General features: G+C 66.9%; 19 protein-coding genes and 1 pseudogene. 10 read left to right on the forward strand and 10 right to left on the reverse strand.

The genetic code is table 11. The features are described from left to right. Positions 1-305: 305 nt before the first annotated feature. Positions 306-830 (reverse strand): phasin family protein, encoded by a 525-nt coding sequence (locus tag ACWPN3_RS27095; protein WP_109445317.1) that lies wholly within the window; start codon positions 828-830, stop codon positions 306-308. Positions 831-1,330: 500 nt separating this feature from the next. Between ACWPN3_RS27095 and ACWPN3_RS27100 the strand changes: the two genes are divergently transcribed. Continuing rightward, positions 1,331-2,092, forward strand: a complete 762-nt coding sequence (locus ACWPN3_RS27100) for a proteasome-type protease (RefSeq protein WP_109445318.1) — start codon at positions 1,331-1,333, stop codon at positions 2,090-2,092. A gap of 39 nt (positions 2,093-2,131) precedes the next feature. On the opposite strand, the gene ACWPN3_RS27105 is transcribed toward ACWPN3_RS27100, so the two are convergent. After that, positions 2,132-2,893, reverse strand: coding sequence for a hypothetical protein (locus ACWPN3_RS27105; protein WP_492240099.1), 762 nt, complete (start codon positions 2,891-2,893; stop codon positions 2,132-2,134). Between the two features lie 476 nt (positions 2,894-3,369). Here ACWPN3_RS27105 and ACWPN3_RS27110 point away from each other — a divergent pair, with 476 nt between their 5' ends. Further along, positions 3,370-4,638, forward strand: coding sequence for a D-alanyl-D-alanine carboxypeptidase (locus ACWPN3_RS27110; RefSeq protein WP_492240100.1), 1,269 nt, complete (start codon positions 3,370-3,372; stop codon positions 4,636-4,638). Between the two features lie 30 nt (positions 4,639-4,668). On the opposite strand, the gene ACWPN3_RS27115 is transcribed toward ACWPN3_RS27110, so the two are convergent. The 3 genes from ACWPN3_RS27115 to ACWPN3_RS27125 all read right to left on the reverse strand — a co-directional run bounded on the left by ACWPN3_RS27115 (position 4,669) and on the right by ACWPN3_RS27125 (position 7,753). Then, positions 4,669-5,436 carry an Hpt domain-containing response regulator gene (locus ACWPN3_RS27115; RefSeq protein ID WP_492240101.1) on the reverse strand — a complete coding sequence of 256 codons (768 nt, stop codon included), beginning with the start codon at positions 5,434-5,436 and terminating at the stop codon, positions 4,669-4,671. A gap of 85 nt (positions 5,437-5,521) precedes the next feature. Continuing rightward, the gene (locus ACWPN3_RS27120; RefSeq protein WP_492240102.1) at positions 5,522-6,013 is read right to left on the reverse strand and encodes an MmcB family DNA repair protein; all 492 of its coding nucleotides are present in this window, start codon (positions 6,011-6,013) and stop codon (positions 5,522-5,524) included. A 129-nt stretch (positions 6,014-6,142) separates the two neighbouring features. Then, a complete protein-coding gene (locus ACWPN3_RS27125; protein WP_247872901.1) occupies positions 6,143-7,753 on the reverse strand; it encodes a PAS domain-containing sensor histidine kinase in 1,611 nt (536 codons plus the stop codon). 254 nt (positions 7,754-8,007) lie between these two features. Between ACWPN3_RS27125 and ACWPN3_RS27130 the strand changes: the two genes are divergently transcribed. The 6 genes and pseudogenes from ACWPN3_RS27130 to ACWPN3_RS27155 all read left to right on the forward strand — a co-directional run bounded on the left by ACWPN3_RS27130 (position 8,008) and on the right by ACWPN3_RS27155 (position 16,206). Continuing rightward, positions 8,008-9,477: a hybrid sensor histidine kinase/response regulator gene (locus ACWPN3_RS27130; RefSeq protein ID WP_492240103.1), complete on the forward strand. Its 1,470-nt coding sequence runs from the start codon at positions 8,008-8,010 to the stop codon at positions 9,475-9,477. 518 nt (positions 9,478-9,995) lie between these two features. Next, positions 9,996-10,496: pseudogene (locus tag ACWPN3_RS27135) on the forward strand (CHASE domain-containing protein); the annotation flags it as partial. A 280-nt stretch (positions 10,497-10,776) separates the two neighbouring features. Further along, complete coding sequence (locus ACWPN3_RS27140; RefSeq protein ID WP_492261844.1) at positions 10,777-12,066, forward strand: sensor histidine kinase; 1,290 nt, start codon at positions 10,777-10,779, stop codon at positions 12,064-12,066. A 556-nt stretch (positions 12,067-12,622) separates the two neighbouring features. Then, entirely contained in the window at positions 12,623-14,011 is a 1,389-nt protein-coding gene (locus ACWPN3_RS27145) for a bifunctional enoyl-CoA hydratase/phosphate acetyltransferase (RefSeq protein WP_109452576.1), read from the forward strand. A 14-nt stretch (positions 14,012-14,025) separates the two neighbouring features. Further along, positions 14,026-15,210: an acetate/propionate family kinase gene (locus ACWPN3_RS27150; protein ID WP_492240105.1), complete on the forward strand. Its 1,185-nt coding sequence runs from the start codon at positions 14,026-14,028 to the stop codon at positions 15,208-15,210. 105 nt (positions 15,211-15,315) lie between these two features. Continuing rightward, entirely contained in the window at positions 15,316-16,206 is an 891-nt protein-coding gene (locus ACWPN3_RS27155) for a LysR substrate-binding domain-containing protein (protein ID WP_492240106.1), read from the forward strand. Positions 16,207-16,265: 59 nt separating this feature from the next. On the opposite strand, the gene ACWPN3_RS27160 is transcribed toward ACWPN3_RS27155, so the two are convergent. Next, positions 16,266-17,108: a hypothetical protein gene (locus ACWPN3_RS27160; protein WP_492240107.1), complete on the reverse strand. Its 843-nt coding sequence runs from the start codon at positions 17,106-17,108 to the stop codon at positions 16,266-16,268. On the opposite strand from ACWPN3_RS27160, the gene ACWPN3_RS27165 reads away from it, so the two are divergent. Continuing rightward, complete coding sequence (locus ACWPN3_RS27165; protein ID WP_492240108.1) at positions 17,095-17,988, forward strand: calcium-binding protein; 894 nt, start codon at positions 17,095-17,097, stop codon at positions 17,986-17,988. The genes ACWPN3_RS27160 and ACWPN3_RS27165 overlap by 14 nt on opposite strands. Before the next feature lie 148 nt (positions 17,989-18,136). Here the strand turns inward: ACWPN3_RS27165 and ACWPN3_RS27170 are convergent, their stop codons facing one another. Together ACWPN3_RS27170 and pgi are read right to left on the reverse strand one after the other, a co-directional pair. Next, positions 18,137-18,388, reverse strand: a complete 252-nt coding sequence (locus ACWPN3_RS27170; RefSeq protein ID WP_109445327.1) for a hypothetical protein — start codon at positions 18,386-18,388, stop codon at positions 18,137-18,139. A 151-nt stretch (positions 18,389-18,539) separates the two neighbouring features. Next, positions 18,540-20,192, reverse strand: a complete 1,653-nt coding sequence (pgi, locus tag ACWPN3_RS27175; protein WP_492240109.1) for a glucose-6-phosphate isomerase — start codon at positions 20,190-20,192, stop codon at positions 18,540-18,542. A 206-nt stretch (positions 20,193-20,398) separates the two neighbouring features. Here pgi and ACWPN3_RS27180 point away from each other — a divergent pair, with 206 nt between their 5' ends. Continuing rightward, complete coding sequence (locus tag ACWPN3_RS27180; RefSeq protein WP_199237545.1) at positions 20,399-20,566, forward strand: hypothetical protein; 168 nt, start codon at positions 20,399-20,401, stop codon at positions 20,564-20,566. A 57-nt stretch (positions 20,567-20,623) separates the two neighbouring features. Here the strand turns inward: ACWPN3_RS27180 and ACWPN3_RS27185 are convergent, their stop codons facing one another. Both ACWPN3_RS27185 and ACWPN3_RS27190 read right to left on the reverse strand, forming a co-directional pair. Further along, positions 20,624-21,895 carry a M16 family metallopeptidase gene (locus ACWPN3_RS27185; protein WP_492261845.1) on the reverse strand — a complete coding sequence of 424 codons (1,272 nt, stop codon included), beginning with the start codon at positions 21,893-21,895 and terminating at the stop codon, positions 20,624-20,626. 109 nt (positions 21,896-22,004) lie between these two features. Continuing rightward, positions 22,005-23,402: a M16 family metallopeptidase gene (locus ACWPN3_RS27190; protein ID WP_492240111.1), complete on the reverse strand. Its 1,398-nt coding sequence runs from the start codon at positions 23,400-23,402 to the stop codon at positions 22,005-22,007. Positions 23,403-23,440 lie beyond the last annotated feature (38 nt).

Below are 23,440 nucleotides of genomic sequence, written 5' to 3' on the forward strand. Positions count from 1 at the left end.
GGGGTCAACCGCGCGGCCCCGACGGTGCGGCGGCCGATTGCGGAATGGGTTGAAACCCTCGGACCCCGACAGGGCGGGCGCCCGAAGTATGCTGCACTGCAACATAAGCTGAAGATAAGGAAAGCGGCGCAGGGAGTCAATGGGCATTGTGCGCTGCACAAAAAACTTCCGCGCGAACATCCGGCGGGAGCGTAGGGGGGCTTAACGCAGAACGGCCCGGCAACCGCGTGGAGGTTGCCGGGCCGTTTGCGATGACGGGATCCATAGCTGGATCCCGGCCGTCACGTGCCATCCGATGGGGCCGCTCAGGCGGCGATCGGCTTGACGATCGGCTTGGAGAAGGTTTCGACCGTCGCGGTGACGCGGGCGTTCAGCGGGGCCAGCGCCTCGTTGGTGACCTTGGTCGACAGCTCCTGCAGGCGGGTGGTCTCGGCCAGCAGCGAGTCGAAGCTGGTCTTCAGGAAATCGTTCTGCAGCTCCACCACCTCCTGGATGGTGCGGGCAGTCAGCAGCGCCTTGCCGGTGGTGATGGACTTGTCCAGCGCCGACTGGCCGTAGGCGACGACCTCGCGGCCCAGATCCTCGGCGCCCTTGGCGGCGATGGTGCTGCTGGCGATCAGCGCCTCGACATTGGCCTTGCCGGTGGCCTGAAGGTCCTCATAGCTCTTCAGCAGCTGGGCGGCGGTCTTCTCGAACTGCTCCTTGGCGGCGGTCGCGGTCTGCTCGAACTGCTTGACCGTCTGTTCCTGGCCGGCCTTCACCAGACCCTCATACTGCTCCTTGGCCTGGGCGGCGACGTTCTCGATCGACTTCGGCGTGAACTGGTTCATGGCGTGCGTTCCTTCCTGGCTGATGCCGGCGTTTGGTTGATGAGACCCGTCCGCCGCAAAGCGTGGCGAGGAGCCTGCCGGCAGCGGTGTGCGTTTGAGTTTTTTACGTTGTGCAGCCCTCGACCGCCGTCTTTCCACACAAGGGAAGGGCGCCAGAATGCTGCATTGCAATATAAGAATTTTATGGGCTAAGCATGGGGCGGTGTCAACTGTCCGTTCGGGGGTGCCCGGCCTAGTCTCTTGCGCCGCAGCATACCCCTATGGCGTGACGCTTCGATGACGACCGCGCCTTTCCCGTTGCCGGACCGGGCGGAACCCGCCTCAAGTCCTTGAAAGCGGCCCTGATGGCGGATGTCCTTAACGAAGGCTTTACCGACGCTGGGACAAGTGTAGCTTGGCCGCGGGCGGGATTCGCCTCGGCCATAGGTCAGGTGCGGCGCTTGGACGCGGCGTGCCGGACCATCCGCTCTTCAGGCCGCATCTTCGGGACCATTTCGATCATGACCTACTGCCTTGGCATCAAGACCCGCGACGGCCTGATCGGTCTGTCGGACGGCCGGATCACCAGCGGATCGCAGCTTTCGTCGGCCCGCAAGGTGACGATGATGGGCAGCGGCGGCGACCGCTTCTTCATCATGAACTCCGGCCTGCGCAGCGTGCGCGACAAGACGCTGGCCTATCTGCGCCGCGACATGCAGAAGCGCCGGGGCGAGTCCTATTCGACCATGCTGGACGCGGTTTCGGCCTTCACCGCCTGCCTGCGGCAAGTCGCCGCGGAGGACAGGGAGTCGCTGGAGGCGTCGAAGCTGCACTTCAACCTGCACGCCATCATCGGCGGCCAGCTGGCCGAAGACCGCGAACCCTACATGTTCCTGGTCTATCCGGAGGGCAACTGGATCGAGGTCGACGAGCGCACCCCCTATCTTTCGATCGGCGCCACCGCCTATGGCAAGCCGATCCTGGACCGGGCGCTGACCTACGGCACCGACATGCAGACGGCGCTGAAGCTGGCCTACCTGTCCTTCGACAGCACGCGTTTCTCCAGCAACGATGTCGGCTTCCCCATCGACATGGTGTCCTACCATGCCGACTCGCGCAGCTGGCGCCAGTCGAACTACGACTATGACGACCTTGCCGAACAGCGCCAGTGGTGGAACCGCAACCTGACCGAACTGGCCCGGCGCATGCCGGACGGTCCCTGGGTCGAGACGCTGGTGCCGGAAGACATGCGCCCGCGCCAGCCGGCCGAAGAGGCCGTCTGAACCCCGGCGGTCACCCGTGACCGCCACCGTCGGTTTTGCTCATTTCCCCGGAAGGGCGCTCAGCAGCAGCGCCCCGAAGGGGGCGGTCGGGCCCACCAGCCCATAGTGGCCCAGCCCGTCGCGCCCGATCTGCACCTCGAAGAACACGCCTCCGTCCGCCAGCTGGCCGGAGGAGGGCAGGGTGCGCGGAGCCTCGTCGGGAGCCGGCAGGCCGGGATAGGCGATGCCGGTCGGGTCGATGCTGCGCAGCAGCTCCGGGAACCGGGCGTCGGTGAAGCGGCTGGACGGGTAGGGGTAGGCGGTGAAGAACCACTGCCCGGCCCGGCAGCCGTTGATCAGCCAATAAAAGCCGTTGGACGGCAAGCGCAAGCCCTGGGGCGGCGGGTCGAACACCCCGTCCTCGCGCAGGCGGCCGACGAAGCTGTCGAACTGGGCGGCGCTCAGTTGCAGGGTCGCCGTGTTGCCGCGCGCGGCGGAGAACGGATCGGCCAGCGTCAGGCGGGCGAGGTCGGTCGCCTCGATCACGTGGGCTTCGACCGCGGCGCCGCCGCGGTCCATGTCGCCGACGATGTCGTAGGTGCGGACATGCCGGTTGTAGTCGGCATTGAAGATCAGCCGGTAGCGGTCGGCGCTGTCCTTGCCGCAGCGGGACCGCAGGTCGTCGCCGTTGAGGTAGCTGAACCAGGTCAGCTTGCGCGCCACCGGGTTGTCGGTCGGCCCGACGGAGCTGCAACCGGCCAGCGCGAGCAGCGTCACCGCCATGGCGGCAACTCCCGTCATCCTGGCGGTTGCGCGGACCATGGCCCGGCGGTCACCCCCGCGGGAAAAAAAGGCGGCCGGAACGGTTCTTTGATGACCACGGCTCATTGTCGCTTGCCTCGCGTCGGCGGCCCCTGGTAGGTGGAGAACGAAGGACGTGGCGGCAAGACCCGATCTCCGGACACCGGTGGGCTTTGGCCTGTCTGGGGACGCCGGTAATCCGTTTGCCCCTTCCGTTTGCGCCGTGCCGCAACCCTTCCGCCGTGCCGTCCCCGCCGTTCCTTCCCTCTACATGCAGGACCCGCGATTTTGGCCACAGAAACTGCGAAAAGCCAAAGCAGTAAATTAACGAATTCATGCTAGACACTGATTTCGCACGAATTTACCATTGAACCAAGCACCAAGATCTAGCGGTTGGCGGGGCCATCATGAGTGTAACGCGCAACACCGTTCGTAACGGATTGTTTCCGTTCGCCTTTCGCGCGGCGGATACGGCCGGCGGGCGGAGTTCGGCGGGTATGGGGCGCCATCTGCTCGCGGCGGCCGCGCTGCTGGGGATGGTTGCCGTCGGGTCCGGCCTGTCCGCCGCCGAGGCGCTGGCGGCCAAGGCCGCCGCCATCGTCGTCGATGCCCGCACCGGGCAGGTGCTGATCGACCAGGACGCCGACGCGATCACCCATCCGGCGTCGCTGACCAAGATGATGACGCTCTATTTGACCTTCGATGCGCTGGAGGACGGTCGCCTGACCCTCGATCAGCAGTTGCCGGTCTCGTCCTGGGCGGAGAGCATGACGCCGACCAAGCTCGGCCTGCGCGCCGGCCAGACGCTGAAGGTTGAGACGGCGATCCTCGGGCTGGTCACCAAGTCGGCCAACGATGCCGCCGTGGTGCTGGCGGAGGCGCTGGGCGGCACCGAGTCGCGCTTCGCCGAGATGATGACGCGCAAGGCGCGCGAACTGGGCATGCGCCACACCGTTTACCGCAACGCCTCGGGCCTGCCGAACATGGAGCAGGTGACGACCGCCCGCGACTATTCCTATCTGTCCCGCGCGCTGATGCGCGACCATGCAAAGTATTACCCCTATTTCAGCCGCCGCAACTTCGTCTATGGCGGCCGCACCCTGGCCAACCACAACCACCTGATGTCCCGCTACGAGGGCATGGACGGCATCAAGACCGGCTATACCGTGGCGTCCGGCTTCAACCTCGCCGCCTCGGCGGTGCGGGACGGGCGGCGTCTGGTCGGCGTTGTGCTGGGCGGCAAGTCTGCGGTGTCGCGCGACAACAGGATGGCGGCGCTGCTCGATCAGGCCTTCGGCCGGCCCAACCGTGGCCGCGACGACGCGCCGGTGATGGCGAGCCTCGACACCACCCGGTCCGACGCCATCGACGGCGAAGGGGACGATGACGACGAGGAGGTCGAGGTCAAGACTAAGCCGGTCGTCCGCGCCTCGCTGCAGACCGCGGCGGTTCCGGCGGCGATCCCCGCCGCGCCGGCCCGAGAGGAGAAGTCCACCCGTGGCGGCAACGCCTCGCATTGGGGTGTCCAGGTCGGCGCCTTCTCCAGCAAGGCGGCGGGCAACAAGGCGGTGTCGCAGGCCGTCAAGCAGGCACCCTTCCTGCTGCGCACCGCCAAGGCCAGCGTGGTCGAGGCCAAGACCGGCAAGGACACCGTCTATCGTGCCCGTCTGACCGGCATGGACGAGAAGGGTGCCCGCAAGGCCTGCGCGGTCCTGACCAAGCACGGTCACCACTGCGTCGCCGTTTCGCCCGGCGAGCGGGGCTGAAGAACAGGCTGACTGCCGCCGGCCGGGGGGTTATCCCCGTGCCGCGGCAGCGCAGCGTTCCAGGAATTCAAGCGCCGGCGTCAGCATGCCGGCCAATTCACCGGCCTGGCCGCCCGTATCGGCGCCCGGTTCCTCCAGTTCCTTCTCCAGAGCGCGTGCGGCCCGGCGCAGGGCGACGCAGCCATATTGCCCGGACACACCAGCGATCTTGTGGGCCATCGCCCCGGCGGTCGTCCGGTCGCCGTTTTTCAGCGCCTCGTCCAGCGTCTGCCCATGCTGGCGCAGCACCGCCACCGTCTTGTCGATCAGTTCGGCGACGCGGGTGGCGGGCAACATCTCCTGCATCGTCCCGATGGCGCGCTCGTCGAACGCCGCCTCGGAAGCCGGCTCGGCTGCCGGCGTCCTGGCCTGCGCTCCGCGGCTCAGCGCCACCAGCAGGGCGTCGAGCCGCAGCGGCTTGATCAGCGTGCCATCGGCGCCGCAGCCGTCACAGCGGTCCTGGCCTTCGCTGGTGGCGCTGGCGGTCAGCATCAGGATACGGGGGGTGCCGCCGCCGGACTGGCGGCGGATGGCGCGGACGGCCTCGTCGCCCGGCAGGCCGGGCAGGCCGAGATCCATCAGGATCAGGTCGAAGGCATCGGCCGCCGCGGCGGCGACGGCGGCCGGTCCGTCTTCCACCGCCAGCACCCGATGGCCGGCGCGCTCCAGCAGGACGCGGGCGGCAAGGCGGGTGACCGTTTCGTCCTCCGCCAGCAGGATGTGCAAGGGGTGTGCTGCGCCCATCTGGTCCGCCGGCATGCCGGTCCGCTCTCCCAGGTTGATGTGGTGGCCGCAGTCTAGCCGGTTCCGCGCCCCTCCGCATCCCCGCGGTCGGGTGGCCGGGTCACACGGTCGGCGAGGATTGGGTAAACATTGGATCCTCGATCCGGTGCAGCCGCCCGGCGCCCGTCATCGCGGCGCGCAGCAGCAGGGTCTTGCGGCGGGCGGCCGCCAGCTTGGCGACTGGAGCCTCGCGCAGGACTTCGGCGCCGTAGGCATCGGCGACGATCAAGCCGCAATCCTCAGGGATCAGTTCGGTCGGGAAGCCGTCATCGACCGCGAAATAGAAAGCGTCGCACCATTCCCGATATTCCTGCCATTTCTGGTCGGAGCGGAAATCGGGCACACCGCTCTTCACCTCGACGATCAGGATGTTGCCGGCCTCGTCGATGGCGAGCACATCGGCCCGCCGGCCGCTCGCCAAACGGAATTCGGTCAGGCTGGCATAGCCGCGTGTCGCCAGCGCCCGCCGGACGCCGCGGAAGATCGGCGGCGCACCCACAGCCGGGAAGCTGGCCTCGGTGTCGGAAATCGGAACGGCAATGTCGTCGCTCATGACGCGGTGCCACCATCGAAACGGGAACGTGTAGGGAACATGATGCCCACAATGACCTGTCGTCCCGTCCCCGCCAAGGGGCAAAAGGTGGATGCGGGCAATCGGCGCGCCGAATTTAGCCCGACAGAATCAGCCGGGCAGAATGACCGGAGGCAGGGGCGCCGGCCGGCAGCGGTCGCGCGGCAGGCTGCGGTCGGCGGGGAAGACGAGCACGACCGCGGTGCCGACGCCGGGCTGGCTGGTCAGTTCCATCCGTCCGCCATGCATCTCGACCAGCCGCTTGACGATGGGCAGCCCCAGCCCGGTCCCGCGAGAGTTGCGGGCGATGGTGGAATCCGGCGGTTCGAACGGGTGGAGGATGCGCGGAAGCTCGGCGCTCGGGATGCCCACGCCGGTGTCGGCCACCATCAGCCCGATCCCGCCGTCCGGCATCAGATGGGCCGTCAGCATCACCTCGCCGCCGGGACGGGTGTGGGTGACGGCGTTCGATAGCAGATTGGTCAGCATCTGGGTCAACGCCTGGGCGTCGCCCTGCAGAAGCGGCAGGTCGGCGGGCACCTCGCGGCGCAATTGGACGTCGCCTTCCTTCGCCACCTCCTGCAGGGCGGAGACGACGCGCAGCGACAGCATGTCGAGGTCCACGCCCTCCTCGGCCATCGGCATGCCGCCGCCATCCAGGCGCGACAGTTCCAGGATGTCGTCGATCAGCGCCAGCAGATGGGTTCCCGCATCGCGGATGTCGCCGGCATAGCTGCGGTAGCGGGGATTGCCCAGCGGCCCGAACGCCTCGGACAGCAGCATCTCCGAAAAGCCGAGCACGGCGTTCAGCGGGGTCCGCAACTCGTGGCTCATCTGGGCCAGGAAGGCGCTTTTGGCGCGGCTGGCGCTTTCCGCCTCGGCGCGGGCGGTTCTGGCCTCCGCCTCGCGGATGCGCAGCCGCTCCTCGTTCAGCTTCAGCGTGGTGACGTCGGTGTAGTGGACCAGTACGCCGCCCGGCACCGCATGTTCGCGGCTGAGCAGCCAGCGTCCGTCGGGCAACGGCACCACCATCGGCGGTTCCAGGCGGCGATGGCGCTCCAGCCGCGCCGCCACCCAGGCGCGGCGCTCCTCCTCGGTGGTCAGGCGCGGGTCGGTCAGGGCGAAGCGGTGGGCCAGCTCCGAGAACGCAACGCCGGGAACCAGCCGGTCGGCCACATCGGGCAGATCCCTCTTCAGCCGGCCGTTGGCATGGACCAGCCGGTCCTCATGGTCGAACAGGGCGAAGCTCTCTGCGCTGTGCTCGAGCGCTGCGGTCAGGCTTTCGGCCAGCGCTTCGGCCACCGTCGGCGTTTCGGGGCCAAGGTCGGTCAACACGGCGCACAACCCGACGGGTGCAGGACCGGCCGATACCCGCCAGCGCACCGGCGTCGTGCCGCGCCGCGCCGCGACGGTGCGCTCCACCGGGCCGTGCAGGGCATCGGCCAGAGCCGCGAACAGGCCGGGGCAGGCGGCATCGATGCCGCCGCCGCGCAGCCGCCGGCCTGTCAGCGGGGCGATGCCCATCAGCCGCTCCGCCGCCGGGTTGGCGGACAGCCATTCCAGGTCGGTCAGCGCACCTGTGCAGTCGTGGTGCGCCTTGAGCACTGCAACCGCATCGGGCAGATGCAGCATGGCGAGCAGCAGAGGATCGGCAGGCGGGAGTTCCTCGGCCGCGGTCCCGCCCCGCCCGGCATCGGCACAAGTCTGCGTGTCGCAATCCATCCGGCGATCATTGCGGCCTATTCCTAAGAAACGCTGAAGGCCGAATCAAATATGTTGCCGAATATTTGTCGAATTGTAACAAATCAGATGAGGAGCCCCTTCAATGCATGGGGTTTACCGAAAAAGCAACGAAAGGTTTGATTGAGGTGACCGTTATGATCTTCGCGTTCCATCTGCCCAATGGCGGGCTTTGCAACGGGCTGTGCCTTCCATAGTCTCTAGTCTTATCGGAGCGTGAGGGTTGGGACGCAGGTGTGACGGTGAAGGGCAGCCACGACGATGCCGGCAGTGCGGGGCCGGCCCTTCTGGTGTTCGGGACCGACGGACGGCTCGCCGACTGGACGCCGGCGGCCGCAGCCCTTCCGCTGCTGGCCGGACGCCTGACCGCCGGCATGCCGGCCGACGAGCTGGAGGCCAGCCTGTTCCCGTCCGCCGGACCGCACATGATGCCCGACCGCCAGGTGCTGCGGCTTGCCGGCGGGGGGGCGGTGTGGCGGTTCGACGCGTCGCTTTCGTCCGTCTCTTTGAATGCCGGTTCCCCTGCGGTCCGGCGGATGCCCGATCCGGCCGACAGGCTGTTCGCGGCGGCGAGCCATGACCTGCGCCAGCCTCTGGCCGCGCTCTCGCTGCTGATCGGCACGCTGGATGGCCGCCTGGATGCCGGAGTGGCGGAAAGCAGGGTGGCTGAAAGCCGGCTTGGCGAGGGGCGCGACCTGCTGCACTCGATGGCCCAGGCGGTGGAATCGATGCGCAGCATGGTCGATGGCCATTTCGACCTCGTCCGCCTGGAAAGCGGCCTGATGGAGCCGGACATCCGCACCCACGCGGTGAACGGCGTCCTGATGCGCCTGGCGCTGGAGGTGGCGCCGCGCTTTGCCGACCGCGGTCTGCGCTTCTCCGTGATGCCCTGTTCGGCGATGGTGCGGACCGACTCCGCATTGTTGGAGCGCCTGCTGCACGGGCTGGTCGCCAATGCCTTGCGCGGCACGGTGCGGGGCCGCGTGCTGCTGGGCTGCCGCCTGCGCGGCGACCGCCTGCGCGTCGAGGTGTGGGACAGCGGCCGTGGCCTGTCGTCGCAGCGGCTGGCGGCCCTGCGGACTGAGCTGGCGAAGCCGGTCGGGGAAGGGGGAGGGGCGCTCGGCCTGGACCTGACCCTCGTTCGTGGCCTTGCCCGCAAGCTCGGCCTCGGGCTGGAGGTCTGCGCGGAGGAGGGGCGGGGCACCGTCTTCGCCGTCCTTGTCCCCATATCCGTCGAACATGCCGCCGAAGGGGCGGACGCGTCCGCGCAGGCGGAGAGCGCGGCAGCCGGGGCACCGGCGTCGGACGGCGGCACCACCGACATCAGCTGCACCCGCATCCTGGTGATCGAGGACGACCCCATGGTGCTGGCGGCGCTGGAAGCGCTGCTCGGGCAATGGGGATGCAGCGTGGTCGGCGCGGACTCCTACGACATGGCTGTCGAGCGGCTCGGCCCGGCGCCCGAGCACTTTCACCTCGTCATATCCGATCTGCGGCTGAAGGGAGCCGCCAACGGCATCGTCGCGATCCGGCAGATCGTCAAGCTGTTCGACCGTCCGGTTCCGGGAATGATCCTGACCGGCGACACCGACCCCAAGCGGCTGCGCGAGGCGCGGCTGTCCGGTTATCCGCTGCTGCACAAGCCGGTGGCCCCGCTTGCCCTGCGTGCCGCCGTGGTCCGTCTGCTCGGGCATGATCCACTCTGATAACAAACAATAGAATGCCAGTTGAATGGATTCGGGGTAAGTAAGCAAAAGATGGAGAGTCGAAACCATTGAGGTTTTGTGCAGCGCAATGACATTTCTGAAACAGAGACCGAAGGATACGGCGAAGTGCAACAAACTTTCGTCCGTTTCCCTCAACGCAACAGTTCTTTTATCCACCAATGGTTAGGCCGCTATCCTCCTTTCGTTTGAGCTTCAAGTTTCGCATACCATTTTATGTCTTGCCTTCGCTATGATCGGTTCGGGCACTCGCTGTTCGAACGGGTTGGGTGGAGGGCGTTCGGATGAACCGGCGTTATCGGGAGGGGGGACGGGCCGGGAAACTGGTGGTGATCATTATCGCCGGGATGTTCCTGTCCTTTTCGGCCTTCCTGATGATCAGGAGTGCCACCCGCGGAGCTGAGCTTGCTCTGGCGGACCGCCAGGCCATCCAGCTCCATGACCAGTTGAAGTCTGATTTCGAGGACCAGAGCGTGCTTTTGCGCGCGCTCAGCGGTCCGATGGCCGGCCCGGCTCCAGTCACGGAGGTGAGCTTCGCATCGGCCGTCGAGCCGCTGCTGCCGCTCTACCCCAATTTGCATGCCGTCGCCTGGGCGCGCCGGATCGCCGAACGGGACGTCCCGTTGTTGGAGCGTGCGATGCGCGCGGCGGGCCACAGTTCCTTCGCCGTCCGCACCGCCGGTGGCGGGGGAAGCGCGGAGTCCGACGGCGGCGCCAGCGATTCTTCCGCCGGGCAGCTTGCCGCCGCCCGGTTCGTCACTGTGCTGGCCGAACCGCGGTCTGCCGCCGGGCTGGTCGGATTGGACATGGCCACCCTGCCCGGCCAGCGCGACGTGCTGGCCCGCTCCTGCACCGCCAACCGCATCGTCGCGGCCGGCGGCGAGCCGCTGAGGTCGGAGCAGGGCAGGAAGTCCGTGCTGATCTATCTGCCGGTCTATTCCCGCGAGGTCGATCCCGACGACGGCCGTCCCTATGCCGGTGGACGCCTCGTCTGCGATGCGCTGACCGGCTTCCTGTGGACCAGCTTCGATGTCGGGCAGCTGCTGCGCAATTCGGTCCGCCGGGTCGGGCTGACCGTCGGCGATGCCTATCTGCTGGAGCCGCCGGGCCAGACGACCTCCGGAACACCGCGGCTGCTGGCCGCCGAAGGGGCGATCGGCCGTCCCGGCGAACTGCCGCACCCACCGGTCGATGCCCTCACCGTGGAGCAGCTGACCGGCCCGGCGGCGCCGTACGCCATCGTCCGCGACATCGCCTATGGCGGCCGGGTGTGGCGGCTCTATGTGGTTCCGAGTTCCGGCGCGGCTGTTCAGCGTGGAAGACCGGCTGGCCTGGACGATGCTGATCGGCGGCCTTCTGCTGACTGCCGGCAGCACTGCCTATGTCCTGCGCGAGGGGAGGACCCGGCGTTTGCTCCAGACGGAGGCACGCGCCCGCGCCGCCATGGCCCGTGCCCTGCGCGAGAGCGAGGAGCGGTTCCGGATGGCTCTGCGCTATTCCAAGGTGACGCTGTTCAGCCAGGACCGGGATCTGCGGCACCTCTGGATCTACTGTCCGCGGATGGACCTGCATCCGGAGCGCATGATCGGCCGGACAGACGGCGACCTGTTTCCGGCGGAGGAAGCGGCACGGACGGTCGAACTCAAACGGGCGGTGATGGACAGCGGCGTCGGGACGCGGTGCGAACTGGAGCTGACCTGTTTCGGCTTCCGACGGGTGCTCGACCTGTCGGTCGAGCCGATGCGGGACGAGACGGGTGCGGTGGCCGGCGTCATCTGCGCCGCCATCGACGTGACGGAATCGGCCGACATCCGCGAGGCGCTGGCGCGCGCCCATGCCGAGGCGGAGCGGGCCAACCAGGCCAAGAGCCGCTTTCTGGCCGCCGCCAGCCACGACCTGCGCCAACCCTTCCAGGCGATGAGCCTGTTCCACCACATCCTGATGTCAAAGCTGGACGATCCCCATCAGGTGGAGGTGGCGAACAAGCTGGGAGAGGCGCTGACCGCCGGCAACACGCTGCTGTCCACCCTGCTCGACACCTCCGCGCTGGAGGTCGGCAACGTCAAGCCGCGGGTCGTCGAATTTGACGTGCAGGACATCCTGAGCCGTCTGGCGGTGGAGATCGGCGATCAGGCCATCGACCGCGGGCTTCTGCTGCGGATGGTCCCCTGTTCCCTCCGCGTGAAGAGCGATCCGATCCTGCTGGAGCGGATGGTGCGCAACCTGCTGGTCAACGCCCTGCGCTACACCACCGAAGGGCGGATCCTGCTGGGCTGCCGGCGCCGGTCCACCGCCGATGGCGGGATGCGCCTGTCCATCGAGGTGTGGGACACCGGTCCCGGGATCGCCGAGGCGGAAATGGCCGCGATCTTCGAGGATTTCTACCGCTGCGGCACCGACCAGCGCGACAGCGGACGCGGGCTCGGCCTGGGACTGTCGATCGTCCGCCGCATGGCCGAGATGCTGGACCATCCCGTCACCGTGCGGTCGCGGGTGGGGCACGGCACCATGTTCGCCGTCAGCATTCCGGTCGTGGCACAGCAATGCTCCTGCTGTGCCGCCGCCGACTGAGCGGTCCGCCGTCTGCCAGCATTCCGCAGCGCGCAATGGGGGCAGTTCCGCAGGCTGGTCCGCTTTTCCCGTCATGGTCTGCGCAAGTTTCGGTTATGCTGCGTCTGCTCACTGAGCCGAAACGATCCCAGTAACCCAACTGCAACAATGGCTTGGCAACTTTATTGATGTAGGTCATTGGGCGCCTTCGCCATAGGGGCTATTGCTTGCGCACAAGCACAGTCCTTTGGAAAAGCTTGGAAAGCGAAGGTTCCGTTTCTAAGGAACCCAACAAGACGGAGTTCGGCCGGTCGCCATGGCCTGCCCGGCAAGGGCGCCGGCGGCGACGGGAACCGGACTTGGGAGGATACGGCCTGCCGCCGCGACGGATGCCCCGGTTAACGGGCATCCGGTCCGGTCACCGGCATTCGGATCTTCGCCATTCCGGCGGGGTCCGTTGGTCGGGCGCCGCGATCCTTTTCAGGAGCATTCTAGTATGGACACCGCCATCGCCGCCCCCTCCGCCGCCCCGGCGGGTCGCAGCGGCATCGTTCCGACCGGCAAGAACGGCAGCCCCATGATCGAAAACGTCACGTTCGAGGAAATCCGCATCGGCCAGCAGGCGAGCCTGTCGCGCCGTCTGACCATGTCCGACATCGAGCTGTTCGCGACGGTGTCCGGCGACCTCAACCCGTCCCATGTGGACGAGGATTACGCCGTCGACCACAAGGTGGTCGGCCATGGCATGTGGTCGGGCTCGTTGATCTCCGCTGTCCTCGGCACCCTGCTGCCCGGCCCCGGCACCGTCTATGTCGGCCAGGATTTGCGCTTTGAACGTCCGGTCCTGCTGGGCGACATCGTCACCGTGACCGTCACCGCCAAGTCGAAGGACGCGACGCGCAAGACGGTGGTGTTCGACTGCCTGTGCATCAACCAGGACGGCCGGACGGTTGCGACCGGCGTGGCCGAGGTGATCGCCCCGACCGAGAAGGTGTGCCGCGCCCAGGCGGAACTGCCGCAGGTGCAGGTGATCCGCCATGACGGCCACGAGCTGATGCTGAAGAAGTGCGAGTCGCTGCCACCGGTGCCGACCGCCGTCGTCCATCCCTGCGACGAAAGCTCGCTGCGCGGCGCCGTCGAGGCTGCCGAAGCGAACCTGATCGACCCGGTGCTGGTCGGTCCGGAATCGAAGATCCGGTCGGTCGCCGACGCCTGTGGCCTCGACATCTCGCGCTACCGCATCGTCGACGTCGCCCACAGCCATGCCTCCGCCGAGACCGGCGTGCGGCTTGCCCGCACCGGCGAGTGCGAGGCGGTGATGAAGGGCAGCCTGCACACCGACGAGCTGATGGGCGAGGTGGTGAGGAAGGAGACCGGCCTGCGCACCGGCCGCCGCCTCAGCCACGTCTTCGTGATGAACGTCCCGACCTACCCGCGGCCGCTGCTGATCACCGATGCGGCGATCAACATCTACCCGACGCTGGAGGACAAGGTCAGCATCGTGCAGAACGCCATCGACCTCGCCAAGGTGCTGGGGGTCGAGGTGCCGCGCGTCGCCATCCTGTCGGCGGTGGAGACCATCAACACCAAGATCCCCTCGACGCTGGAGGCGGCGGCACTCTGCAAGATGGCCGACCGCGGCCAGATCACCGGCGGCATCCTCGACGGCCCGCTGGCCTTCGACAACGCCATCAGCCGCGAGGCGGCCATCACCAAGGGCATCAAGTCCGAGGTGGCCGGTCAGGCCGACATCCTGCTGGTTCCCGACCTGGAGGCCGGCAACATGCTGGCCAAGCAGCTGTCCTTCCTGGCCCATGCCGACGCCGCCGGCATCGTGCTCGGTGCCCGCGTGCCGATCATCCTGACCAGCCGCGCCGACAATGTGCGCACCCGTCTGGCCTCCTGCGCCGTGGCCGTCCTGTCTGCCGCCGCGCGCCGCCGCGGTGCCGCCGCCGCGGCCGAGTAAGGAGGGCAGGGGCAATGTCCAACGCGATCCTCGTCATCAATGCCGGCTCCTCCAGCCTGAAATTCTCGGTCTTCCGGGATCATGGCGGCGGGGATCCGGTGGTCACCATCAACGGCCAGATCTCGGGCATCGGCACCCAGCCGGTGTTCGAGGCCAAGGACGCCCAGCGCCGCCCTCTCGCGGAAAAGAGCTGGGGTGCCGGCGAGGCCAGCGACCGCACCGCTCTGCTGTCCTACCTGCTCGACTGGATCGAGGAGCGGCTGGAGGGGGCGACGCTGATCGCCGCCGGCCACCGGGTGGTGCATGGCGGCGTCCGCCATGCCGCCCCGGTGCTGCTGACCCCCGCCGTGCTGGACGAGTTGGACGGTCTGGTCCCGCTCGCCCCGCTGCACCAGCCGCACAACCTCGCCGCCATCCGCGCGTTGGCCGAGGCACACCCGGAGCTGCCGCAGGTCGCCTGCTTCGACACCGCCTTCCACCGCAACCAGCCCTGGCAGGCCCAGACCTTCGCCATTCCGCGGGAACTGACCGAGGAGGGCGTGCGGCGCTACGGCTTCCACGGCCTGTCCTACGAGTATATCGCCCGCCGCCTGCCGGAGATCGCGCCGGAGTTGGGTGATTCGCGGGTCGTCGTCGCCCATCTCGGCAGCGGCGCCAGCATGTGCGCCATCCATGGCGGGCGCAGCGTCGACAGCACCATGGGCTTCACCGCGCTGGACGGCCTGCCGATGGGCACCCGCTGCGGCACCATCGACCCCGGCGTGCTGATCTACCTGATGCGCAAGGGCATGGACGCCGGCGCCATCGAGAAGATGCTGTACAACAAGTCCGGCCTGCTCGGCGTGTCCGGCATCTCCAACGACATGCGTGCCCTGCTGGACAGCAGCGACCCGCATGCGCAGGAGGCGGTCGAGCTGTTCTGCTTCCGCATCGCCAAGGAGACCGGCGCGCTGTCCGCCTCGATGGGTGGTGTGGACGCGCTGGTGTTCACCGCCGGCATCGGCGAGCGCTCCGCTCCGGTGCGGGCGCGGGTCGGAGACAAGCTGGCCTGGATGGGGGTGGACATCGATGCCGCGGCCAACGAGGCGAACGCGACGAAGATCTCGGCCCCCGGCAGCCGCCTGCCGGTCTATGTCATCCCGACCGACGAGGAACGGATGATCGCTCTGCACACCCGCAAGGTGCTGACGGGGCGGTGAGCGATTTGTGGGGAGCGTCGGCTGACGCTCCCCACATCCCCCTGGAGCCAGTCCCCATTCGGTGCTAGCACCCCCTCCGGCATCACGCATCGTCCGGGGGAAATTTTGGTCCGCCCCTATCTGCCGCTGAACGCCCTGCGTGCCTTCGAGGCGTCGGCGCGGCATCTCAGCTTCACCCGCGCGGCCATCGAGCTGTGCGTGACCCAGGCCGCCGTCAGCCATCAGGTCAAGCTGCTGGAGGAGCGGCTGGGCGCCAGCCTGTTCCATCGCCTGCCGCGCGGCCTCGCCCTGACCGACGAGGGGAGGGCGCTGCTGCCGACGCTGGAGGAGGCGTTCGACCGCATCGGCGGTCTGCTCGACCAGTTCGAGGGCGGGCGGTTCCGCGAGGTTCTGACGGTCGGTGCCGTCGGCACTTTCGCCGTCGGCTGGCTGCTGCCGCGGCTGACGCGCTTCCGCGAGGCGCATCCCTTCGTCGATCTGCGCCTGTCCACCAACAACAACCGCGTCGACATCGCGGCGGAGGGGCTGGACTTCGCCATCCGCTTCGGTGACGGCGCGTGGCACGGCACCGAGGCTGTCCATCTGTTCGATGCGCCGCTGTCGGTGCTGTGCGCGCCGGAGATTTCCCGGCGGCTGCGCGAACCCGCCGATGTCGGGCACGAGACCCTGCTGCGCTCCTACCGGTCTGACGAATGGCCGGGCTGGTTCGCCGCCGCCGGGGTGGAACCGGCGGCGATGCCGCCGGTCAAGGGGCCGGTCTTCGACTCCTCCTCCCTGATGGTGGAGGCGGCGATCCAGGGGGCCGGGGTGGCACTGGCTCCGGTGGCGATGTTCCGCCGACCGCTCGCCGTGGGGCTGATCGAACAGCCCTTCGCCGTCACCGTCTGCAAGGGCGCCTATTGGCTGACCTCGTTGAAGTCGCGGCCGGAGACGCCGACCATGCGCGCTTTCCGCGACTGGCTGTTCGCCATGGTCGCGGAAGAGGCGGCGACCTGAATGGGCGGGCTGGAGACAGGAGATGGAACTCCTGTCGTCGTTGGTTCCAGAACTTCCCTTTATTGGCTGCCGGTGCCGTCACCGGTCGAGCCGGGTAAGTAACGGCCGACCGCCTTGATGATTGCAAGCGCGGAAGTCGCCGCATCGTCCATGCCGACGGAACGGATCGCCGCCGCAACCTTTGCATTCGGCCCTGAGCCGCCATCGGTAACCGCAAACATGCTGGTATCATCTCCACCGTCGGATGGCAGCAGCTTGGCCAGTGGTCCGGTACGCATGGTCAGGGCCAGCGCGCCGGCGCCCTGCCGATCATCCAACCGCACCAGCCTCATCGCCTCCGATGCGATCCCGGTGCTGCGATTGAACGCGATATCAAGCTTCTGGCCAAACCGCGAATCCTGCCGATCGGTGATGCTCAACCCGATGTAGCCTGTGCCGGCCTTGCGGTCTTCTGCAGTCGCTCCAACCTCGCTCTCACCCGCTTCAGCCAGTATGGATGGCGGTTTGGGCTTGGCGATCCCCTTGCTGGCGGCAATGGCGTCCATCATGGCCGTTCCAGCACCGCCAGTGGCGATCGAGACACTGTCGGACAAGCCGAACGCAGCGCGAAATGCGTCGGCAGCCTTTCCCATATAGTCGCTTGTCGCATTGGCCCAGTCGGTCATTGCCGGAATCGCGGCGCCGACCCGCCGGATCTCCTGATCTCGTTCGGCCGACAGGGCCGTCGGCATCTCACGCCCCATTTTCAGGCGCGCAGCATCGGACAACTCCACAATATCCGTAAGAGGCGGGCGTGGTGCCTGGGAGGCAATGGCGGTCGAGGGGCGTGCGGATGCACCGGTGGGTTTGACCATGCCAGTGGTTGCGTCGAGCAGAATTTGAGACCCAGTGATCGTCGTCATCTCACAGCCTCTCGGTGCATTCTTTCCCGATAGTACGCACGAAAAACTGGCGCATCAAGAGGATTGCCAATGCTTAAGGTGTAAAGTATTCAATAACTTACCTTTCCAATTTTATTTTCTATTTGACAATATCGTTAATAAATTGAAGATTTTTGCATCTCACAGCTTTAAAAGCTGGGTGTCGGCCATGCCCTTCTCGATGGCTTTGAACGAAAAAGACAATTCCTTTCAGGTGCCTACGTCCGGCTCGCAAGTCGGCGACTGGTTTGTTGATGCAAAAGCTGGAAACGACACCGTCGTCGGATGGACCGGGGCAGATACCCTGCTTGGAGGCGACGGCAATGATCGTCTGAACGGTCATTTGGGAAATGACAGATTATACGGTCAATATGGTGATGACTGGCTTTGGGGCGATCTGGGTAACGATAGTTTGGATGGCGGCCCTGGACGCGACGCTCTTTATGGTGGAGATGGAGACGATACGCTGATTGGCGGAGGTACTGACCCCGGCTTCGGTTTCGCCGATGCTTTACAGGGAGGGGCAGGGAATGATCTCTATTACCATGATTTTTCTGCTCCAGGGATTACACTTATAAATGATGCAACGAGTTCTGATATAAATAATCAGGATATAATGTATTTTGCAAATGTGACGACAAATCTGCAATTAACATTTGGGGATGACAGGTCCACGCTTTACATTTACAAGCCGGGGGAGTTGGACGACGGGAGCTTCGATAACGGAGTCATCATCCAATCCCAGACAACAAATACTGGATACAATGGGGTGGGAACTGTTGAGTATGCGTTCGTGAATGGGACGCAGTATACTGGGTGGATGGCCAGTGTTTATAACACTTGGGATTCTCTATTCGCCTGACAGCTGTTTTAACCGTCAGGGTGGAGAGTCTTTGAGATAATTGAGAGCCTGCGCGGAGGCGCTGCTCCATGCGATGCCTCCGCCAACACGCGATTCTTCCGCGACTGGCTGTTCGCCATGGTCGCGGAAGAAGCGGCAGGCTGAGCGGTCAGGACAGGGTGACGCGGCGCGGGGCCTGTTGCCGTTCCCGTTGCTGCCAGAAACGCAGCCGCAGACGAGGCGCCATGAACCAGGCGATGGGAGCGGCAAGGATGACGCTGAGGATCACCACGGTCGGCATCAGCGTCATCGCCTGTTCGGAAAAGCTGGGTATGCCCAGGACCAGGACGGTGCCGATGCCGAAGACCACACCCTGGATCATGCCGTAGATCAGGATGGCGAGGCGTAAGCGGGTGGACATGGGGCTGCTCCGGTTGCGAGGGTTGGTGCAAAGACCATTTCCCTCCTCAACCAAAACGCTGCCACAATGTTCCGAACGCCATCGGGGGAAGGTTATCCCGCCCGATTGCGTTCGCACACATACAATTATTCAGCGTAAGCCGGGCCGTGCCTCACCGATGCGCCCGCCACCACGCCATCAGTCCTGTGGTGGAGCTGTCATGCGCTCCATCGGCCGGACCGGTCTCCATCTCCGGCAGGATGGAGTTGGCCAACTGCTTGCCCAACTCCACGCCCCACTGGTCGAAGCTGTTGATGTCCCAGACGATGCCCTGGACGAACACCTTGTGCTCGTACAGCGCGATCAGGGCGCCCAGCGTCGCCGGGGTCAGGCTTTCCATCAGGATGGTGTTGGACGGGCGGTTGCCGGGGAAGACGCGGTGGGGGACCAGGGCCTCGACCTCATCCGCCGGCTTGCCGGCCTTGGCCATCTCCGCCCGCACCTCGTCGGCGGTCTTGCCGCGCATCAACGCCTCGGCCTGGGCGAAGACGTTGGACAGCAGGATGCGGTGATGGGCGCCGGCCTCGGCCCCGATGGGATTGTGGCTGGTCGCCGCCGCCACGAAGTCGCAGGGGATCAGCGAGGTGCCCTGGTGGATCAGCTGGTAGAAGGCGTGCTGGCCGTTGGTGCCGGGCTCGCCGAACAGCACCGGGCCGGTCTGGTAGTCCACCGGCTCGCCGCCGCGGGTCACCGACTTGCCGTTGCTCTCCATGTCCAGCTGCTGGAGATAGGCGGGGAACCGGTGCAGATACTGGTCGTAGGGCAGCACCGCGTAGGACGAGGCGTCCCAGAAATTGCGGTACCAGACGCCCAGCAGGGCCATCAGCACCGGCATGTTGCGTTCGAGCGGCGCGGTCTGGAAATGCTCGTCCATCGCATGGGCGCCGGCCAGCATCTCGGCGAAGCGCTCCGGGCCGATGGCGATCATGATCGGCAGGCCGATGGCCGACCACAGCGAATAGCGGCCGCCGACCCAGTCCCAGAAGCCGAACATGTTGGCCGGGTCGATGCCGAACTTGCGCACCTCCGCCTCGTTGGTGGAGACGGCGACGAAATGCTTGGCGACATGCGCCTCGTCCTGCGCGGTCTCCAGGAACCAGCGGCGGGCGGAATGCGCGTTGGTCAGCGTCTCCTGCGTCGTGAAGGTCTTGGAGGCGATGACGAACAGGGTCGTCTCAGGATCCAGCCACTTCAACTGCTCGGCCAGATGGGTGCCGTCGACGTTGGAGACGTAATGCAGCGCCACATGGGCGTGGGCGAAGGGCTTCAGCGCCTCCGTCGCCATGACGGGGCCGAGGTCGGAGCCGCCGATGCCGATGTTCACCACGTCGGTGATCGGCTGGCCGGTGTAGCCGCGCCACTCGCCGTCGCGCACCGAGTTGGCGAAGGCGTCCATCCGCTCCAGCACCGCACGCACACCCGGCATCACGTCGCGGCCATCGACGGTTACGGCGCGGTCGGAGCGGTTGCGCAGGGCGGTGTGCAGGACCGCGCGCTTTTCCGTCAGGTTGATCGGCTCACCGCCGAACATGCGGGCACGCGCGCCCTCGACATCCTGCTGGCGGGCGAGGTCGAGCAGCAGGCGGACCGTGTCCTGGGTGATGCGGTTCTTCGAATAGTCGAGGAACAGCCCCGCGGCTTCCATGGAGAAGGCTTTGAACCGGCCGGGATCGGCGGCGAACAGGTCACGCATGTGCGTGCCGGCCATGTCCTGGCGGTGGTGGGCGAGAGCCGCCCAGGCGGGGGAACGGGTCAGCGCGGTCATGATGCTTTGGACTCCTTGACGTCAGCGGTCCTTTGACGCGGCCCATCTTGCGGGGCGTGCGGAGCCTAACACCGACCGCCAGCCACGGCCACGGGCCAAAACGCGGCGGTCGGCGCTGCTTATCGGCCTATGCGGGGCGGCCAGGGGTGCAACCCGGCGGGGCGGTCGGGTGTTGTCGATCAGGGACGTTTCAACAGGAGGACAGCATGTCGGACAAGCCCGTTGCCCCGCCTTTGGAAGAGCGTGAGGAACAGCGCGACCGCGACGATGCCGCGCGGCCCGATCAGGTCGGGATCATTCCCGGCAAGGTGCCGGGCAGCCCGGTCGATCCGAGCGATCCGCGTTTTCCGGGGAGCCAGCCGGATTTGGCGTGAGGGGAGGGGAAGCTGGGGGCGTCGTCAGCCGACGCCCCCAGGTCACTCGGAGGTCGCTCAGCTTCCGCCTTCGATGGTCCGCGTCGGCGTCACGCCCTCCGGCTTGCCGACCAGCACGGTCAGCAGCTTGGCCGGGTCGAGCAGGCGTTGGGCGACGCGCTTGATGTCGGCCTGCGACACCGCGTTTATGTAGCGGTCGCGCTGGTTCAGGTAGTCGATGCCGAGATTGTCGCGCTTCACCTGCAACAGGATGCGGGCGATGGCCTGGGTCGAGCCGAGCTGCAGCGGGAAGGAGCCGGTCAGGTAGGTCTTGGCGTCGGCCATCTCCTGGTCGCTCAACCCATCCTTGGCCATGCGCGCCCACTCCTGGCGCATGATGTCCAGCGCCTGACCCGCCTTGGCGTTGACGGTGGAACCGCCGGCCATCACCAGCGCGGTGTGGTCCATCGGGATCAGGTAGCTGTAGACGCCATAGCTGAGCCCGCGCTTCTCGCGCACCTCTTCCATCAGGCGCGAACCGAAGCCGCCGCCGCCCAGCACATAGTTCATCACCGTGGCGGCGTACCAGTCGGGATCGTCGCGCTTCACCCCGGGCTGACCCATCAGCATCACTGTTTGCGCCGTCGGGCGCGGCAGCAGGATGGTCTGGCCCAGCCCGGACATCGTCACTTCGGGGATCGGCTTCGCCTCGGTCTTGGCCGGCAGCCCGCCGAACACCGTGTCCAGCGCCTTGCCGAGGTCCTCCGGCGAGATGTCGCCGGTCGCCGCCACCACCAGCCGGTCGCGGCCGAACTGGCTCTTCACGAAGGCGCGCAGGTCGTCGGGCGTGATGGCCGGCAGGCTGTCCAGGCTGCCGCGAGTCTCGCCGCCATAGGGGTGGTCGGGGAAGGCGGTGGCGTAGAACTGCCGCCGCGCGACGTAATTGGGATCGGCGAGGTCGCGCTTCAGGCTGGCCATCACGGAGGCGCGCATGCGGTCGAGCGCCTCGGGCGCGAAATGCGGCTCGGTCAGGGCAAGCCGGGTCAGTTCCAGCGCCTCGTCGCGGTTGTCGGCCAGGGTGCGCATGGACCCGCTGAAGCCATCGCGCCCGGACTCGAAGCCGAGTGCGATGGCCTTGTCCTGTAGACGCGCCTGGAAGGTCTGCGAATCGTAGGGACCGGCGCCTTCGTCCAGCATGGCGGAGGCGAGATACGCCAGCCCGTCCTTGCCCTTGGGGTCGGAGCCGCCGGCCCCGTCGAAGACCCATTCCAGCGCCACGACCGGCACCTTATGGTCCTCGACCAGCCAAGCCTCGATCCCGCCGGGGCTGACCACCCGCTTGATGTCCATGGCCTGGGCGGGGAGAGAAGGGCGGTGGCCGTCAGGAAGAACGCCACGACCGCCAGGCGGACGGAGGGAAGTCCGCGGGCGGATGAAACATCGTGAAACACGCTCATCCTCAACTGTCCTTTCCGGTCGGGGGCAGCAGCAGGCCGGTGACGTGGTTGGTCTGGCTCAGCACGGCGCGGGCGGCGGCGTTGACCTGATCGGCGGTGACGGCGTCGATGCGCACCGGCCAGCTTTCCACGTCGTCGATGCTCTGGCCGGTGGCGAGCGCCGCACCCAGCGTCTGGGCCGGCCCGGTCAGGCTGTCGCGGGCATAGGCCGCCGAGGCCAGCATGCGCTTGCGCGCGGTGGCGACCTCCTCCTCCGTCACGCCGGTTTTCAGCAGCTTGTCGACCTCGGACCACAGAGCCGATTCGAGCTTGTCCATCGGCACGCCGGCGGCCGGGCTGGCGCCGACGCTCAGCGTCGCCATGTCCCAGGCGGTCGGTCCATAGCCGAGCCAGGCCGAGGTCGCCACCTTCTGATCCACCACCAGGCTGCGGTAGAGGCGCGAGGTGGTGCCGCCGCTCATGATCTCGGCCAGCACCTGCAAGGCATAGGCCTGGCCGGTCTGGTCGAGGCGGTAGGACGGTGCGGTCCAGATGCGGCGGACCGAGGGCTGCCGCACCTCGTCGTCACGCAGGACCACCTGGCGGGAGGAGGTCAGCGGCGGCTCGGTGACCCGCTTGCGCTCCGGCACCGGCCGGGCGGCGATGGCGCCGTAATAGCGCTCGGCCAGCGGCTTCAGCTCCGCCGCGGTGACGTCGCCGGACACCACCAGGATGGCGTTGTTGGGCGTGTACCACGTCTTGTAGAAGCGCTCGGCCATCTCCCGCGTCAGCGCCGACATCTCCTGCGGCCAGCCGATCACCGGGGTGCCGTAGGGGTGGTGGACGAAGAGGGTGGCGTTGATCTGCTCACCGATGCGGTCGGCCGGCTCGTTCTCGATGCGCTGGCGCCGCTCTTCGATGATGACGTTGCGTTCGGGATAGACCACCGCGTCGGTCAGCTTCAGGTTGGCCATGCGGTCCGACTCCATCCGCATCACCATCTCCAGCCGGTCGCGGGCGACGTTCTGGTAATAGGCGGTGTAGTCGTAGCTGGTGAAGGCGTTGTCGCGCCCGCCATTCTTGGCGACGATCCGGCTGAACTCGCCGGGCTGGATCGCATCGGTCCCCTTGAACATCAAATGTTCGAGGAAATGGGCGATGCCGGACTGGCCGCGCTCCTCGTCGGCGGCGCCCACCTTGTACCAGACCATATGGGTCACGACCGGCACGCGGTGGTTCGGGATCACCACCACCTGCATGCCGTTGGACAGGGTGAAGCTCTCGGGGAAGAACACCCCTTTTTCCGCCGCATGGGCGGGCTGGAGCCCGAGCGGACTCGGCGCCAGGGGGGCCGCGACGGTCATCGTCAGGGCGAGGAGACCTGCCGCGGCGAGGCGGCGGGCTGGAATGCAGGCGGGCATGAGGGCTCCCGGATCAGGAGGACCGAATCGAAAGGGCG

The organism is Azospirillum sp. UENF 111221 (assembly GCF_058780625.1).

Coding starts and splice junctions, on each gene's coding strand:
- ACWPN3_RS27095 (WP_109445317.1), bottom strand. CDS start 830: ATGAACCAGTTCACGCCGAAGTCGATCGAGAACGTCGCCGCCCAGGCC.
- ACWPN3_RS27100 (WP_109445318.1), top strand. CDS start 1,331: ATGACCTACTGCCTTGGCATCAAGACCCGCGACGGCCTGATCGGTCTG.
- ACWPN3_RS27105 (WP_492240099.1), bottom strand. CDS start 2,893: ATGGTCCGCGCAACCGCCAGGATGACGGGAGTTGCCGCCATGGCGGTG.
- ACWPN3_RS27110 (WP_492240100.1), top strand. CDS start 3,370: ATGGGGCGCCATCTGCTCGCGGCGGCCGCGCTGCTGGGGATGGTTGCC.
- ACWPN3_RS27115 (WP_492240101.1), bottom strand. CDS start 5,436: ATGCCGGCGGACCAGATGGGCGCAGCACACCCCTTGCACATCCTGCTG.
- ACWPN3_RS27120 (WP_492240102.1), bottom strand. CDS start 6,013: ATGAGCGACGACATTGCCGTTCCGATTTCCGACACCGAGGCCAGCTTC.
- ACWPN3_RS27125 (WP_247872901.1), bottom strand. CDS start 7,753: ATGGATTGCGACACGCAGACTTGTGCCGATGCCGGGCGGGGCGGGACC.
- ACWPN3_RS27140 (WP_492261844.1), top strand. CDS start 10,777: ATGTGGTTCCGAGTTCCGGCGCGGCTGTTCAGCGTGGAAGACCGGCTG.
- ACWPN3_RS27145 (WP_109452576.1), top strand. CDS start 12,623: ATGATCGAAAACGTCACGTTCGAGGAAATCCGCATCGGCCAGCAGGCG.
- ACWPN3_RS27150 (WP_492240105.1), top strand. CDS start 14,026: ATGTCCAACGCGATCCTCGTCATCAATGCCGGCTCCTCCAGCCTGAAA.
- ACWPN3_RS27160 (WP_492240107.1), bottom strand. CDS start 17,108: ATGACGACGATCACTGGGTCTCAAATTCTGCTCGACGCAACCACTGGC.
- ACWPN3_RS27170 (WP_109445327.1), bottom strand. CDS start 18,388: ATGTCCACCCGCTTACGCCTCGCCATCCTGATCTACGGCATGATCCAG.
- pgi (WP_492240109.1), bottom strand. CDS start 20,192: ATGACCGCGCTGACCCGTTCCCCCGCCTGGGCGGCTCTCGCCCACCAC.
- ACWPN3_RS27180 (WP_199237545.1), top strand. CDS start 20,399: ATGTCGGACAAGCCCGTTGCCCCGCCTTTGGAAGAGCGTGAGGAACAG.
- ACWPN3_RS27185 (WP_492261845.1), bottom strand. CDS start 21,895: ATGGACATCAAGCGGGTGGTCAGCCCCGGCGGGATCGAGGCTTGGCTG.
- ACWPN3_RS27190 (WP_492240111.1), bottom strand. CDS start 23,402: ATGCCCGCCTGCATTCCAGCCCGCCGCCTCGCCGCGGCAGGTCTCCTC.